Here is a 13,410-nt window from a genome sequence, read left to right as displayed (position 1 = left end):
AACTCTAAACTGAATGTTGAAGAGTGATTCCCGTAAACGGCGCAACTTGCAGTTGTAATACTTATGGTATCCTAGCATATGCCAAGTAGCGTATAGATTCTTAACCGCAATTAATGCAATTTATCCACAGACTTTAAGCAGCTGGGCAAAAGTGGGTGGGGAGCTGCCGTATTGGCAACGCCGCCAGATCGCGGCGGGGTACGATCTACTCTCTTCAACATATTCTATGGAGTATGTGCGGCACTCAGCCAAATATATTCCGGAGCATGGCCGAGAGAAGTGCCAATCGGTCCCAGAAAAAACGAAAGCAACGTGGCGAGGGGGCAAAGGAGTGTGGGTAGATGGCTTACTTTCATACGTCAGATTCTTGGAGAGAGTCCGTCCAGCCGGTGAGCAGTGAGTTTCCGCTGGACCAGGGTACTTTGAGTTCACTCAGCCCTGGCGAACCTCTCGCGAGCAAGAGTCTCATCATAATCGTAGACAAGCGCGCCCTGGAGCGGGAATGCCTCGCTAGAGGGCTTGTCGAACACAATCCCAGCTTGGACATCACCGCAGTGGGATCCCTAGACGAATTGCGAAGCGTTCCGGCCGAGTTCGAAGCCACGGCGGTGCTGGTCGTGATCGTCGGGCGGAAGCTCACGGACAGCAGTGTTCGAGCCGAACTGGCGAGTTTTGTCTCCGATATGGGTTCTGTCCCGTTGATCGTGGTGGCGGATTCCGACGAGCCAAGCGAGATCCTGGCGGCGCTCGAGGCCGGCGCCCGCGGCTACATACCGACCAGCGTGAAAGTCAGGGTGGCCGCCGAGGCGATCGCTCTTGCCCGGGCCGGAGGGATCTTCGTTCCTGCCAGCAGCATCCTCGCCTTGCGCGAACTGATCCATGCGAGCGCGACCAGCGCGCGACCGCTGTCGGGCATGTTCACGGCGCGCGAGGCGGCGGTGGCGGAGGCCCTCCGAAGGGGCAAGGCCAACAAGATCATCGCCTACGAGCTCAGTCTTTGTGAGAGCACGGTCAAGGTTCACATTCGCAATATAATGAAGAAGCTCAAGGCGACGAACCGCACCGAGGTTGCTTACAAGCTGAGAGAAATGGTCCTTTAGCGCAGAGTCGCCTCCCAAGGACCATTCCGGTTTCGGGTTGAACCTTCATGCCGTGATTGTGAACGAGGCTGCTTTGCAGCCTCGTTCATGGGAAGGGCGCGATCCTGCGCAGGGTCTTCATCCACGCTCTCGCTTCTGATCCGGCTCTCATCGTCGAACAGGATTCCATCTGAGGCGAGGAAGCCGTAGGCCTCGCGGTAGACTGCGGGGTCCTCATCCCGCGAGATCTCTGGACCTTGCCGAAGATTGGGGAGATCGATCCGGCAAGTGCCACACTAGTCCGCGAACATTGTACCGCTTGTTCAACAGCAGTTCACTGACCAAGCCCAGCCTGGCCCGTGGCGCCGACGAAAGGAACGGCCTTGCCGTCGGTGAGACCATTCACTTGTGCCAGATCTCCGCGTCGACCATGTATCCGATGTCGCCGTCTTCGAACCGCACGCCGCGATATGCAGATTCCGCTGCCTTGAGGCCTGCAACAAGCTTGCAGACGGGGAGATGCGGCCCTAGCGCGTGGAGAGGTAATCCCAATTGGCCGCGGCCCGGTCGCTTGGGGGGCCAGATCCGAAGGCCGAAATAATTGGCGGCAGAGCGGTCGACCTCGCCGCTGAATTGCACCAGCAGAGCTTCCCCAGCGGTTTCGAAGATGTGGGCGAGAGCGTTGATGTTCATCGGCGGCCGTGCGGAAGGGCGCATCGCAGCGACAACGACGTCCCAGTCGCTGCGCGTCAGGAGCGACGGATGCGGAAAGACATTCACGGTGGCGCCGCGTGAACTGAGGGCGAGCTTGATGAACGGGGCCATGGGCGTGTCGCAGATGACGGCGATCAGACTGTCGCCGAGTGGGGCGCCCGCTTCCTCGATCAGCGTGCAGCACAGTTGCGCGAGCTCGTGATGCACGACCAACTGCGGATGATTGTAGTTGGGAGCGGCGATCTTGATGCCTGCGCCAATGCAGGCAGTTATATCCACCGCCCCTACCGCCAGTTCCCATGGCTCGGCCATGAGTGCGATAACCGCACGGGGAGACAGCAGTTCGATGATGGATCTCGAGATCGGCGCAATCTGTGCGCAATTGACCACGATATCGGCAGCCTGCCATTCCCAACTGGCCACGTGATCCACGATTTGAATGCGGTCCGCGACGCTCGCCGATCTGGCGAATCCCGCGGTCGCCTTGGCCGCCTCTGTACCGCCTGTCGGCTTGGCAAGCGCGACAACTTTCTGAGCACCTGCCATCACAGCCGCCGACGCGACAAAAGCCTGCTGTCCCTCGCCCGCTCCCGCGACCACGGCAAGCCCGGAAAGATCAAGGCGCAGGGCAATTATCTGCTCCCGGATGATCTGCAGCGTCGCGCCTTCGATGTCACCGACCTGCGGTCGGCTCGATCTGGCATTCGCCTTGGTTAAGCCTGGCTCCTCCATTGCCTGCTCCGATCTGCTCCCGCACCCTTCCCGCGCGGCGGACATAAGCCAGTAGAGCCCGTTTCATCCGGGCTGCCATCATGGCAATCGGGTGGGGGTAACCTTCTGGGGCGGATGAGTTCAACAGCCGAAAGGACTATGTGTTAGGTCCAACCCTGCCGGCGCATTGATCGAACGGGTGACACGCCTGCATTCGCGCGCTCCTCTGCTCGGTCAATGCGTCGTCCGCCGGGGGTGGCATCAACCGGTGTTGGACCTCCCGCGGTGCTCTCTACATTCTCGCAGAACCAGCGATAGGCATCTTTGAGGCCTGTTGGGAGAGCGATTTTCGGATGCCATCCCATCTTGAACAGGCGGCTCACGTCCATGAGCTTGCGCGGCGTCCCATCGGGCTTTGAGGGGTCGTTGCGGATCTCGCCTTCGAAGCCAACCACGGACGCCACCAAGGTCGCGAGTTCGAGGATCGAGATATCCTCGCCCGAACCGACATTCACATGCCCGTCACCCGAGTACGACTTGAGGAGATGTACAATCGCGTCGGCGGCGTCGTCGACGTGGAGAAACTCCCGGCGCGGTTTTCCCGATCCCCAGATCGTCAGATGCTTTTCCCCGGCATTCTTCGCCTCATGCGCCTTGCGCAGCAGCGCGGGAACGACGTGGCTCTTCTGAAGATCGTAGTTGTCGCCGGGCCCATAGAGATTGGTCGGCATGGCGGAAATGTAGTCTACACCGTGCTGACGGCGGTAGGCCTGGCAGAGCTTCAGGCCAGCGATCTTGGCGATGGCGTACCATTCATTGGTCGGCTCTAGTTCTCCAGTCAGAAGCGCCTCCTCCGGAATCGGCTGCGGCGCGAGTTTCGGATAGATGCAGGATGAACCGAGAAAGATCAGCTTCTCGACCTCGCTGCGGAATGCGCCTTCGATGACATTGGTCTCGATGACGAGGTTGTCGTAGAGGAAATTGGCCGGATAGGTGTCGTTCGCCAGGATGCCGCCGACCTTGGCTGCAGCGAGTACCACCGCATCCGGCCTGCGATCTGCAAGCCAGCGGCGGACGCCGGCCTGGTCGCGCAGATCCAGTTCATCGCGGGAGACCACAAGGATCTCGCAATTTTCCGTCTCCAGCCGCCGCACGACGGCGGAACCGACCATGCCGCGATGACCGGCTACGAAGACACGTTTGTTTTGCAGCGGATAGGCGCTTTCCATGCCTTGCCCTCCGTCAGGCCGAGCGGTCGTTGCGCCACGCCTCGCGTTTGGCAAGTTCGATATCGGAGCTCACCATTTCCGCGACGAGTTCACGGAAGCTCGTCTGATGCCGCCAGCCGAGCTTGGCTCTGGCCTTGGATGCATCGCCGATCAACGTGTCGACCTCGGTGGGGCGGAAGTAGCGCGGGTCGACCCGCACCAGAACCTTCCCGGTCCTGCTGTCGCGCCCGACTTCGTCGACGCCGGTGCCTTCCCAGACGATGGTGCGGCCAGCTTCCGAAAAGGCAAGTTCCACAAATTCGCGTACGGGGTGCGTCTCTCCAGTAGCCAGAACAAAGTCGTCCGGTTCGTGATGCTGCAGGATGCGCCACATGCCCTCGACGTAATCGCGGGCGTGACCCCAGTCGCGCCTGGCGTCGAGATTGCCGAGATAGAGCGTTTCCTGCAGCCCGCTTCTAATCCCCGCGACAGCGCGCGTGATCTTGCGCGTCACGAAGGTCTCGCCGCGTGTCGGCCCCTCATGGTTGAAGAGGATGCCATTCGACGCGAACATGCCATAGGCCTCACGGTAATTAACCGTGATCCAGTAGGCATACAGCTTCGCCGCCGCATAGGGCGAGCGCGGATAGAACGGCGTCGTTTCCCTCTGGGGCGCTTCCTGAACCTTGCCGTAGAGTTCCGAAGTCGAGGCCTGATAGAAGCGCACGGTCCTTTCCATGCCTAGGATGCGGATCGCCTCGAGCAGGCGCAGCGTTCCGAGCGCGTCGGAATTGCCGGTATATTCCGGGGTCTCGAAGCTCACCGCCACATGGCTCTGGGCTGCGAGGTTGTAGATTTCCGTCGGCTGCGTCTCCTGGACGAGCCGGATCAGATTGGTCGAATCCGTCAGGTCGCCGTAATGCAGGAAGAACCGGACCTCCTTATCGTGCGGATCAACATAGATGCCGTCGATCCGCTCCGTGTTGAAGGAAGAGGAACGACGCTTCACGCCGTGGACGATATAGCCTTTGCGGAGCAGCAGCCGAGCGAGGTAGGCTCCGTCCTGTCCCGTAACGCCCGTGATCAGCGCTGTTTTTTCCGCCATCAATCTCGTTCCGATTTTTTACGGGCAAGACTTTTCTCGTGTCTTTGGGCGGCACGCGCGTTCGGGTGCAACACGGTCAAGGAGCCGTTATCGAAGTCACGCAGATAGGCACGGCCGCTTCTCAAACCGGCCAGCCCATGGGCAGAGGGCAACTGATAATGGGGACCGTATACGAGGCGCCAGGCTGAACTCGCAGGAATGTTCCCCAGCATTTGCACCTGCTCGCGCATGCCATGTCCTTCTGCTACTCGAGAGGACAGAAACAGGACTTGGAACCTCCTTCAATATCGTCTTTTTACTTACACATGGTCGAAATCCCGGGCATCAAAGGTTTATTCCCCGCTGCTTTTATGCCTACCTCTTGTTTCCATCATGCCCTTGCCCGCCCACTACTGGTAGTAGGACAAGCCGAAGGCGACGGCCCTGAAGGAGCACAGGTCCGAAGAGACCGCGGTTACCATTCACTCGATGGAGGCAAAGTTCGATGCAGGAGCCATCCTCGCCCAGCAGGCCGCTGCGATCGAACTGCGCGAAACTGTGCGAAGCCTTTAACGCAAGCTGAACCAAGTGCAGCAGACGATACTCGCAGATACGATTGAACAACGGCTGAAGGTAGTCCAGGGAGCCTCCCAAGATGAGATCCTAGTCTAGCAACCTACGCTGCGCGCGCGTGCCGTCGGGCGGTGTGATTGGTGGACTTGTTCAACCGTTGCGGTGGATCGCCTGTTTCGATCGATCAACGCATTTATGTTTTAGCCGCGGTCGGCGCGAAAACCTTCGGCGCATGCGAGCTTTGCCCGCTCACCATCGTGACCGCGACATCCTCGATCGCCGTCATGCAGGCGCTGCTTGATCGAGGTATCGCAACTCGTCGTGGAGTGATGAACATACTTGGTGGAGGTGTTTGCGGTGGACCGCTCGCGACCTGATCGCCTTCAGCCTGAGGCCGCCGTTTCTGTGGGCTTGCGAGATCGTGGCCGGAGGCGAGGGGGCACGAGTTCGACTAGAAGGAACCGCACCAACAAAAGTCTCAACGAGTAGAGGCCGGTCAGGACGGTGGTCAAGGCGCCAATCGTGAAGGCGGCCGATGGCGGCAACGTCCAGTAGCCGAGCAAGACCAGCGCAGCTGCCGACAGGAAGGCTAATCCGAGTCGGAAATTGGTACGGGACCAGCGAAAGCCACTGAGCCGGCGGACCAGTGCATAGATCAGAAGCCCGTGCCAAACGTATAGCGCAAAGAATGCCATGCCCGCACCGGTCAGACCGACAAACCTCACCAGAAGCAAAGTCAGCGAGACGTATACGGTCGCAGCAATGACTTCGGTCCAGAAGAAGATTTTCTGCGCGTTTTTGGCGAGTACGATGAAGCCCATCGGCCAGGCGATGACACGCAGCATCATGCCCAGGCAGATCCAGCGCAGCAACTCCACCGCCGGTTGGAATTCGGCCGTATAGAAGACTGTGATAAGCCATGGCGCCAATGTCAGCGTCGCAAGCAGCCCGGGTCCGGCCAAAAGAATGCTGACATGCGCCTGCTCATTGACGAGGCGATTGCATTTGGGATTGTCGTTCGCAATTGCGGTGAGGCGTGGATAGAAATCGGTGCCCATCGCCTGGAGAATGAACCCTGCATAAAGCGACGCGAATGCCCAGGCGGCTTGGTAGAGACCCGCTCCCACTACGCCAACGTGCTGGATGACGATAACTCGTACGGCATAGCCCGCACCTGTCATCAGAATTGCGCTCGCAGCGAAGACCAGGCCAAGCCTGAGCATCGCCACTGCTTCCGGCCCGGGAAAGGCGGAAGGGACCATCACACCTCCGAGGCCCGCCTTTCGGACGTACCACCAGGAGGTGACCATTGTCGCTGCGGCTACAACGACTATCGCTGGGGCGATGCCGTGTACCTCGAGAAAATACACGAGAGGCACGGAGATCGCGGTCCCATAAATGGCCGAAAAAACGTTGAAGCGCGCTATGTCGCCAATCCGCCGAAGGCCCTGGATAAGCGCGACTTGCGCACCGGAAACCAAGCGGAAGAACACCGCGGCCGCGAGCAGCGCCACGGCGGCCGAATGTGCCGTGTCATTGAAAGTGAAGGATGCGATCGGAGCGGCGAACACAAACAGGCCCAGCGCCCCAGCCACACCCAGCGCGAGCGAAAGAAATCGCAAGGCGGCCGCCGTCCGTATCAGCCGATTTTTGTCCTCATTGCTCGCGGCCTCTGCGATCTGACGCACGCCGCTACCTTGCACTCCTCCGCCCGCGAGTGTTTGCGCTAGGTCCAGAACGGAGCCGTAAAGCCCCATGAGTCCGATGCCGTCTGGTCCCAGCAGGACCGCGAAGGCCTTGTTTCGGATGACGCTCAAGCCCACGTTGACGAGCGAGGAACCGCCCATCAGGGCGGTTGAGCTTAGGATTTGCCTGTATGAATCGCCTGCTCCTTCTCCTTCTCTGGAAGGCTGTTCGACAGGCGCTGCCTGAACCGTCATGAGAAGGTTCGCAGGATAGCAGGAGCATCATCGGCCGCCCGCCTCTCGGCGAGCCGTCGCAAATATGACGCGTACTCGGTTCGTCCCAGCATTTGCGCGCGCCGCAATACATTCTCCGGCGTCACCCAGTTATGATCGAGCGCGATTTCCTCAGGGCAAGCCACCTGAATTCCTTGGCGCCGCTCGACCGCCCGTACGAACGAAGACGCGTCATAGAGGCTGTCGCAGGTTCCGGTATCGAGCCAGGCATAGCCACGCCCAAGTTGTCGGACGTGAAGGGTGCCACGCTCGAGATAGGCGCTGTTGATGGCGGTAATCTCGAGTTCCCCGCGCGCGGAAGGCTGGATCGACGCGGCGATCGTGGTGACGGAGTTGTCGTAGAAATAGAGGCCAGTCACGGCCCAACTCGACTTGGGGCATGCTGGCTTTTCCTCGATCGCGATCGCCCTGCCGGATCGGGGATCAAAGGTTACCACCCCATACCTGGCCGGATCCTCTACATGATAAGCAAATACCGTCGCGCCCTCGAGCCGGGACGCCGCCTCGCGGCACACCTCTGGCAACCCATGCCCGAAGAAAAGGTTATCGCCTAGTATCAGGGCGACGTTGCTGCTGCCGATGAAGTCACATCCAATGATGAACGCCTCTGCGATTCCGTTCGGCTGCGCTTGCTCAGCATACCGAATGTTCAAGCCAAACTGGGAACCGTCGCCCAATAGTCGTTGGAAACTTGGAAGGTCCCAAGGCGTCGAGATGAGAAGGATGTCGCGAATGCCCGACAACATGAGGACGCTCAATGGATAGTAGACCATCGGCTTGTCGTAAATCGGCAGGATCTGCTTTGACACTGCAATGGTCAGCGGATAAAGCCGCGTGCCGCTTCCGCCTGCCAGTATGATCCCTTTCATCTCGGTATCACCTCGCCCAGAAGACAGCATTTTGGTCAGGAAACGGAATGGGAGAGAGTGCCATGCGGCTCATCTGGGATTCATGCCGGCCGACGCCAATCCCGACGCCGGCGGGTCGCCACTGACCTTATCGCTCTTGGTATCCGCGTAAGTTACGTCCAACACGTCTCCCGGCTCCAAGAGGGTGCGGTCCTCTGCGGCGATCGTCGTCGATCTCCCCTCCACGTCTCTCCTGATGGTGAAGGACACTCCATTGCCGCCTTTCGTCGGCTCCGGCGACAGAGCGTCCACAAGGAGTCTTTGCGTGAGATCCCGCTTCAACCTGTTCTGGACCAGTGCCGCCTGCTCGGTCTGCAATTCGAGAGCGACCTCAGTGCGTCGCCGAGACTTGATCCCTTCGAGATTCCGAGTTGCCTCGGCCATGCCCTGACGCGCGCGCATGATCTCCGTTGCGAGGTCGAGTTGATCCACACGCCGGTCGGCTAGTGCGCGCTCCAGGTCTGATTGCCGTGACGCAGCAGCAAAGCCCTTGGCGATCAAGGACTTCACGCCGGTGAGTTCCTTGTCTGTCGACTTAATGCTATTTTCCAGGGCGGCGCTCTTTTCTTTCAATACCTCTATCTCTGACCCGAGAAGGGCACGCAGGTCGGATAATGAAGCAGTTTGGCGCTCGATCTCTTCAGCGCGGGCGGAAAAAATCATTCTTTCTTGGTTGATTATGCTCGCCGTTGCGGTGCTATCGCTGTGATCAAGAGCAGGAAAGCGGATCTCTTTGGCGCCCGTACTCTCGGCCTCCAGCCGCGCTATGCGCGCCATGCGGCGCATCGCTTCGTCCTCCAGCGCCCGTAGTTCCCCGGCGAGGCGGATCTCGTCCGCGGTCTGCTGGGCCCGTCGTTCTCCGCCGCTGAGCGCCACGGCTTGCAGAACGGTCAATCCGTCCCGGAACCTGTATTCGCCCGGCTTGGCCACGTCGCCGAGGACATAGAAGGGGGGGTATTCGACCACTTCGACGGATACATCCGGCTTCTTCACCAAGCCCGTTTTCTCCTGCAGGCGCTTGGCAATATCTTCGGCCAGGGCGGCATTATCCATCTTGGCGATGGGTACCAGACCGATGACAGGCAGCGCGACCTCGCCGTTTCCGGGCACAATGAACTCGCCGCCGAGTGCCGACCATTCCTCGTAGGCTCCCTTAAGGGGCAACCATTGAATGACCTTCACACGAAACTTCGTTTGGGGGACTAATTGCGTGGCCGTTGCTTCTAGGGGCATCGAGAGCAGCAGCCCCAACGCGCCCGCCACGATAAGGCGCGGCCGAAATCGTCCCATTGAAGTTCCTGTCTCTAGCCGCATCGCGGCGCTCCGGAGATTGGGGACACGGGAGGTTCGAAGGTTAGTCGCAGGCAGAGTCCGCGAGAAAGCAGCCTTTTGTAAGGGGAGAGTGCCTCATCCAATTGGCTCTCCACGACGGGACAGATCGTCCATAAGGTGTTCTGGCGGTGGTACGATATGACCATTAGCGAGGCCGCCCTTGCTTTTTCGGCCGAAAGGCGGACCCGTGTTACGGTGGATATTGCTTTGGGATGACTGTAGCTACTCGAGCTCACCAAAAAGGTGAGTATCTACGCACTATGGCTTTATCGCGCGAGCATCATCGCGTGCCTATCCTGGCGAGTGGATGACAACTTGAAGCGCCGTCATGCAAATCATCAGGCAACGCATTGATGGGGTCTTCGTCATAGAACCCTCTGCGATCGTTGACGCGCGCGGCTTCTTTTCGGAGATCTGGCACCAAAGAATTCTTTCAGAGAATGGTATCGATGTGGATTTCGTGCAGGAGAACATGTCGCTGTCGATATGCGCCAACACAGTTCGAGGGCTGCATTTTCAGTCTGCGCCGCACGCCCAGGCAAAGCTCGTGCGTGTCAGCAAGGGCCGCATCTTCGATGTGGCTGTAGATCTCCGACCCGGTTCGGCAACATATAAGGAGTGGATCGGGGTCGAGCTTTCCGCCGAAAACAAGCGGCAATTGTTCATCCCCCAAGGCTTTTTGCATGGCTTCGTCACACGCGAACCTGACACCGAGGTGATCTACAAGTGCTCCGATTACTACAGTCCGGAATGCGAGGGCGGAGTGCAGTTCAGCGATCCAGATATTGGCGTTGACTGGGGCATTCAGGCGAAGGAAGCCATACTCTCGCCAAAGGACGCGAAGGCGCCCAGATTGCGAGAGCTAGTCACATTCGCCGCTCAGGGGACGGCAGTATGACGAGACTGCTTGTCACGGGAGGGCAAGGCTTCATCGGATCCGCGGTCGTGCGGCAGGCCGTCGCCGATGGCCACGAGGTCGTCAGCGTTGACGCCATGACCTATGCCGCGTGCATGGAGAACGTTGCTCCCGTGGCGAATTCGCCCCGCTTTGTTTTCGAACATGCGGATATTTGCGACCGCGCCGCGATGGACAGAATATTCGCTCACCACAAACCTGATGCTGTCATGCACCTGGCAGCCGAGAGCCACGTGGACCGGTCGATTGACCGGCCGAATGCGTTCGTAACGACCAATGTGCTCGGCACCTGCTACCTTCTGGAGACCGCTCACGGGTATTGGATCTCACAGAAGCGACCGGCGGGATTTCGCTTCCATCACATCTCCACCGACGAGGTTTACGGATCCCTGGGAGCAGAGGGCCAGTTCAGCGAGAACACGCCTTACGCGCCCCGCAGCCCCTATGCGGCATCGAAAGCTGCCTCGGACCATCTCGTGCGCGCCTGGGGCGAGACCTATGGGCTGCCGGTCTTGATAACCAACTGCTCGAACAATTATGGCCCCTATCAGTTTCCCGAGAAGCTAATTCCGGTGGTGATCCTAAATGCGCTAGCGAAGGCACCGATCCCAGTCTACGGCACCGGCGATAACGTCCGCGACTGGCTCTATGTCGAGGATCATGCAAATGCGCTGCTACACGTCTTGCGGAAGGGGAGCCCGGGCCGAAGCTACAACATAGGCGGCGAGTCCGAAGCGAGAAACATCGACCTGGTAGGGATGATTTGCGCTGTGCTGGACAGGCTTCGCCCCTGGTCGGCTTCCTACGCGAAGCTCATCCGGTTCGTGAGTGACAGGCCCGGACACGACCAACGCTACGCCATTGACGCGACGCGCATTCGGACCGAATTGGGTTGGCGTCCTACCGTTTCCTTGGCGGAAGGTCTGGAGAGAACCATTCGCTGGTATCTTGAAAACGAGAGATGGTGGCGAGCCCTGCAGGAGCGCGATGGCGTCGGCATGCGGCTGGGACTGACGCGTTGAAGATTCTGATGTTCGGTCGAACCGGACAGGTCGCGAGGGAACTCGCCCTCCGTGCTCCGGATGGTGTGATCGTGCAGACGTTGGGACGCGCGGAAGCAGATCTGCGCGATCCTGCCCGGTGCGCGGGCGCCATCTTGGAGTCCGACGCCGACATCGTCCTCAACGCGGCAGCCTATACCGCCGTGGACCGTGCCGAAGAGGAAGAGGAGGTGGCTAGGGCGGTCAATGCCGTCGCCCCCGCGGCGATGGCGAAGGCGGCGGCGACGCGGGGGCTGCCTTTTATCCACCTCTCATCCGATTACGTTTTTGACGGCAGCGGCAACACCGCATGGGCTCCGGATGCCGCCACTAGGCCGATAAATGCATACGGCCGCACGAAACGGGCAGGCGAGGAGGCTGTGATCGCTTGCGGAGGACGCACCGCCATCCTGCGCACTTCCTGGGTATTCTCTGCGCACGGGAACAATTTCGTCAAAACGATGCTCCGCCTTGGGGGCGAACGGGACCGCATCAAGGTGGTCGGCGACCAGATCGGCGGGCCGACATCAACTGCGGATATCGTCGACGCTTTGCTCGTAATGGCGCACGTCCTTCTCCGCGGAGGCGAATGTTCCGGTGTCTATCATTTTTCCGGCGCGCCGGACGTCAGTTGGGCGGGTTTTGCGCGCGAAATCTTCAGGCAGGCGGCGCTGCCGGTGGAAGTTGACGAGATCCCAACTGCGTCCTACCCGACTCCAGCGCGCAGACCGTTGAATTCACGCCTCGACTGCGGCGCCTTCACTAAAGTGTTCGGCATTCGCCGGCCCGATTGGCGCGTCAGTCTGTCGCCGGTGTTGCGTGCCTTGCGTGCAGAGGCACTGGTCGTCCGCAACTCGGGACAGGGGCCGATTTGTTTGCAGTAACCAAGCCGCCGCCGCGCCCGGAAGATACGGACGGAGGCGTCGCCAATGGCGGTCGCAACAGAGATAGACTCTCCGGCAAATTGGGTGGCAGGCCGGCCGTGTCGCGCAATTTGGCGGCATCGCTACTTGCGGTTCGCCGAGTTCACGCACGCGCCATCAAGGCTGGTAGCCATAGATCTCGGGAGCATACCAGCATTTATTCAAAACCACCCCGAGCATGTTGGTCTTGGAGGAGATGTCTTCCTCGCACGCATCTATTTCGCTTAATTTGCTAGATCCGGCGGCGACTACCAAAATCGCGCAGTCCACACTCGGCAGGAAAGCCAAAACATCGTCACCACACAGTAGAGGAGGTAGATCGAAGAGAACGACGTCCGGTTCCAGCTTCTGCTTCATGTCTTCCAAGACCTTTGCAGTTCCAGCGCTTTGTAACAGCTCCGCTGCAAACCCGACCGGAAACCTATTCGCGCCGATGGCAAGATTCTCGCTAAAACGCAGAAAAACGTCCTCGACATTGCTCCTCCCGTTCAGGAAGTTTTCCATGCAAGGCGCATCCTGCACCCCAAGAAGCTTACTTGTCTGCGGGCGCCGGAGGTCCAGATCGAGCATCACAGTCCGGCAATCCTTCTGATGGGCGAGACTGAACGCCAGGTTCAGAGCGGTAACGGTCTTTCCACAGCCAGGGGAGGGCGAGGTTATGGCGAGCGACGTCCATTTGTTCTGCCGCAAAACCTGAAGGATCCTGGTGCGCATCACGTCGAACGTGGCATGTGCCGGATCCGACCGATGTGACGTCACGATCCGGTTCCTGGCAAGGAGTTGGTGATCCGGCTGCCGAGTACGCAATCTCGTCCAAAGCTCATTGCGCCGCGAGCGAGCCGAGGTAAGCAGGGCTTCGGGGGAACTCGCGAAGCTATCCTGTTCCTTGGCCATATCCAGAGCCTCCAAGGCCTCTTGCCTGGTGCCCTCGGAGCGCGCAGCT

The 13,410-nt window shown here is 59.7% G+C and carries 13 protein-coding genes; 5 read left to right on the top strand and 8 right to left on the bottom strand.

Annotated elements, in window-relative coordinates; translation table 11 throughout:
• Nucleotides 1–341 precede the first annotated feature (341 nt).
• On the top strand, nt 342–1,100 hold the full coding sequence (locus HUI96_RS12575; RefSeq protein ID WP_188255006.1) for a response regulator transcription factor: 759 nt from the start codon (nt 342–344) through the stop codon (nt 1,098–1,100).
• 381 nt (nt 1,101–1,481) lie between these two features.
• Here the strand turns inward: HUI96_RS12575 and HUI96_RS12570 are convergent, their stop codons facing one another.
• The 4 genes from HUI96_RS12570 to HUI96_RS12555 all read right to left on the bottom strand — a co-directional run bounded on the left by HUI96_RS12570 (nt 1,482) and on the right by HUI96_RS12555 (nt 5,047).
• Nucleotides 1,482–2,525 (bottom strand): hypothetical protein, encoded by a 1,044-nt coding sequence (locus tag HUI96_RS12570; RefSeq protein ID WP_188255005.1) that lies wholly within the window; start codon nt 2,523–2,525, stop codon nt 1,482–1,484.
• Nucleotides 2,526–2,668: 143 nt separating this feature from the next.
• Entirely contained in the window at nt 2,669–3,733 is a 1,065-nt protein-coding gene (gene fcl / locus HUI96_RS12565; RefSeq protein ID WP_273033179.1) for a GDP-L-fucose synthase, read from the bottom strand.
• A gap of 13 nt (nt 3,734–3,746) precedes the next feature.
• Nucleotides 3,747–4,817 (bottom strand): GDP-mannose 4,6-dehydratase, encoded by a 1,071-nt coding sequence (gene gmd / locus HUI96_RS12560; RefSeq protein WP_188255004.1) that lies wholly within the window; start codon nt 4,815–4,817, stop codon nt 3,747–3,749.
• Nucleotides 4,817–5,047, bottom strand: coding sequence for a hypothetical protein (locus HUI96_RS12555; protein WP_188255003.1), 231 nt, complete (start codon nt 5,045–5,047; stop codon nt 4,817–4,819). The genes gmd and HUI96_RS12555 overlap by 1 nt, the downstream gene beginning before the upstream one ends.
• 462 nt (nt 5,048–5,509) lie before the next feature.
• Between HUI96_RS12555 and HUI96_RS12545 the strand changes: the two genes are divergently transcribed.
• Complete coding sequence (locus HUI96_RS12545; protein ID WP_188255002.1) at nt 5,510–5,746, top strand: hypothetical protein; 237 nt, start codon at nt 5,510–5,512, stop codon at nt 5,744–5,746.
• 6 nt (nt 5,747–5,752) lie between these two features.
• On the opposite strand, the gene HUI96_RS12540 is transcribed toward HUI96_RS12545, so the two are convergent.
• From HUI96_RS12540 to HUI96_RS12530, 3 genes are all read right to left on the bottom strand, one after another.
• Entirely contained in the window at nt 5,753–7,309 is a 1,557-nt protein-coding gene (locus HUI96_RS12540; RefSeq protein ID WP_188255001.1) for an O-antigen translocase, read from the bottom strand.
• Nucleotides 7,306–8,217, bottom strand: coding sequence for a glucose-1-phosphate thymidylyltransferase RfbA (rfbA, locus tag HUI96_RS12535; RefSeq protein ID WP_188255000.1), 912 nt, complete (start codon nt 8,215–8,217; stop codon nt 7,306–7,308). The genes HUI96_RS12540 and rfbA overlap by 4 nt, the downstream gene beginning before the upstream one ends.
• A 69-nt stretch (nt 8,218–8,286) precedes the next feature.
• Nucleotides 8,287–9,570: a polysaccharide biosynthesis/export family protein gene (locus HUI96_RS12530; protein WP_188254999.1), complete on the bottom strand. Its 1,284-nt coding sequence runs from the start codon at nt 9,568–9,570 to the stop codon at nt 8,287–8,289.
• Between the two features lie 346 nt (nt 9,571–9,916).
• Here HUI96_RS12530 and rfbC point away from each other — a divergent pair, with 346 nt between their 5' ends.
• Genes rfbC through rfbD form a run of 3 tightly spaced genes read left to right on the top strand, consistent with a single transcriptional unit; the run spans nt 9,917 to nt 12,428 of the window.
• A complete protein-coding gene (gene rfbC / locus HUI96_RS12525; protein WP_188254998.1) occupies nt 9,917–10,486 on the top strand; it encodes a dTDP-4-dehydrorhamnose 3,5-epimerase in 570 nt (189 codons plus the stop codon).
• Nucleotides 10,483–11,526 (top strand): dTDP-glucose 4,6-dehydratase, encoded by a 1,044-nt coding sequence (gene rfbB, locus HUI96_RS12520; RefSeq protein WP_188254997.1) that lies wholly within the window; start codon nt 10,483–10,485, stop codon nt 11,524–11,526. Before rfbC ends, rfbB begins: the two co-directional genes overlap by 4 nt.
• Nucleotides 11,527–11,534: 8 nt before the next feature.
• A complete protein-coding gene (gene rfbD / locus HUI96_RS12515; protein WP_237684114.1) occupies nt 11,535–12,428 on the top strand; it encodes a dTDP-4-dehydrorhamnose reductase in 894 nt (297 codons plus the stop codon).
• A 156-nt stretch (nt 12,429–12,584) separates the two neighbouring features.
• Here the strand turns inward: rfbD and HUI96_RS12510 are convergent, their stop codons facing one another.
• Complete coding sequence (locus HUI96_RS12510; protein WP_188254995.1) at nt 12,585–13,361, bottom strand: CpsD/CapB family tyrosine-protein kinase; 777 nt, start codon at nt 13,359–13,361, stop codon at nt 12,585–12,587.
• Nucleotides 13,362–13,410: the final 49 nt, after the last annotated feature.

The organism is Pseudaminobacter soli (ex Zhang et al. 2022) (genome assembly GCF_014595955.1).
GTDB lineage: Bacteria > Pseudomonadota > Alphaproteobacteria > Rhizobiales > Rhizobiaceae > Kumtagia > Kumtagia pseudosoli.
Note: the sequence above shows the minus strand (reverse complement) of the source record. Positions and strands in the feature narration are given on the sequence as shown.

Excerpts from the sequence above, each read along its gene's own strand:
- rfbD (WP_237684114.1), top strand. The coding sequence starts at position 11,535 with ATGTTCGGTCGAACCGGACAGGTCGCGAGGGAACTCGCCCTCCGTGCT.
- HUI96_RS12540 (WP_188255001.1), bottom strand. The coding sequence starts at position 7,309 with ATGACGGTTCAGGCAGCGCCTGTCGAACAGCCTTCCAGAGAAGGAGAA.
- HUI96_RS12555 (WP_188255003.1), bottom strand. The coding sequence starts at position 5,047 with ATGCGCGAGCAGGTGCAAATGCTGGGGAACATTCCTGCGAGTTCAGCC.
- rfbA (WP_188255000.1), bottom strand. The coding sequence starts at position 8,217 with ATGAAAGGGATCATACTGGCAGGCGGAAGCGGCACGCGGCTTTATCCG.
- HUI96_RS12575 (WP_188255006.1), top strand. The coding sequence starts at position 342 with ATGGCTTACTTTCATACGTCAGATTCTTGGAGAGAGTCCGTCCAGCCG.
- rfbC (WP_188254998.1), top strand. The coding sequence starts at position 9,917 with ATGCAAATCATCAGGCAACGCATTGATGGGGTCTTCGTCATAGAACCC.
- rfbB (WP_188254997.1), top strand. The coding sequence starts at position 10,483 with ATGACGAGACTGCTTGTCACGGGAGGGCAAGGCTTCATCGGATCCGCG.
- HUI96_RS12510 (WP_188254995.1), bottom strand. The coding sequence starts at position 13,361 with ATGGCCAAGGAACAGGATAGCTTCGCGAGTTCCCCCGAAGCCCTGCTT.
- gmd (WP_188255004.1), bottom strand. The coding sequence starts at position 4,817 with ATGGCGGAAAAAACAGCGCTGATCACGGGCGTTACGGGACAGGACGGA.
- HUI96_RS12530 (WP_188254999.1), bottom strand. The coding sequence starts at position 9,570 with ATGCGGCTAGAGACAGGAACTTCAATGGGACGATTTCGGCCGCGCCTT.
- fcl (WP_273033179.1), bottom strand. The coding sequence starts at position 3,733 with ATGGAAAGCGCCTATCCGCTGCAAAACAAACGTGTCTTCGTAGCCGGT.
- HUI96_RS12570 (WP_188255005.1), bottom strand. The coding sequence starts at position 2,525 with ATGGAGGAGCCAGGCTTAACCAAGGCGAATGCCAGATCGAGCCGACCG.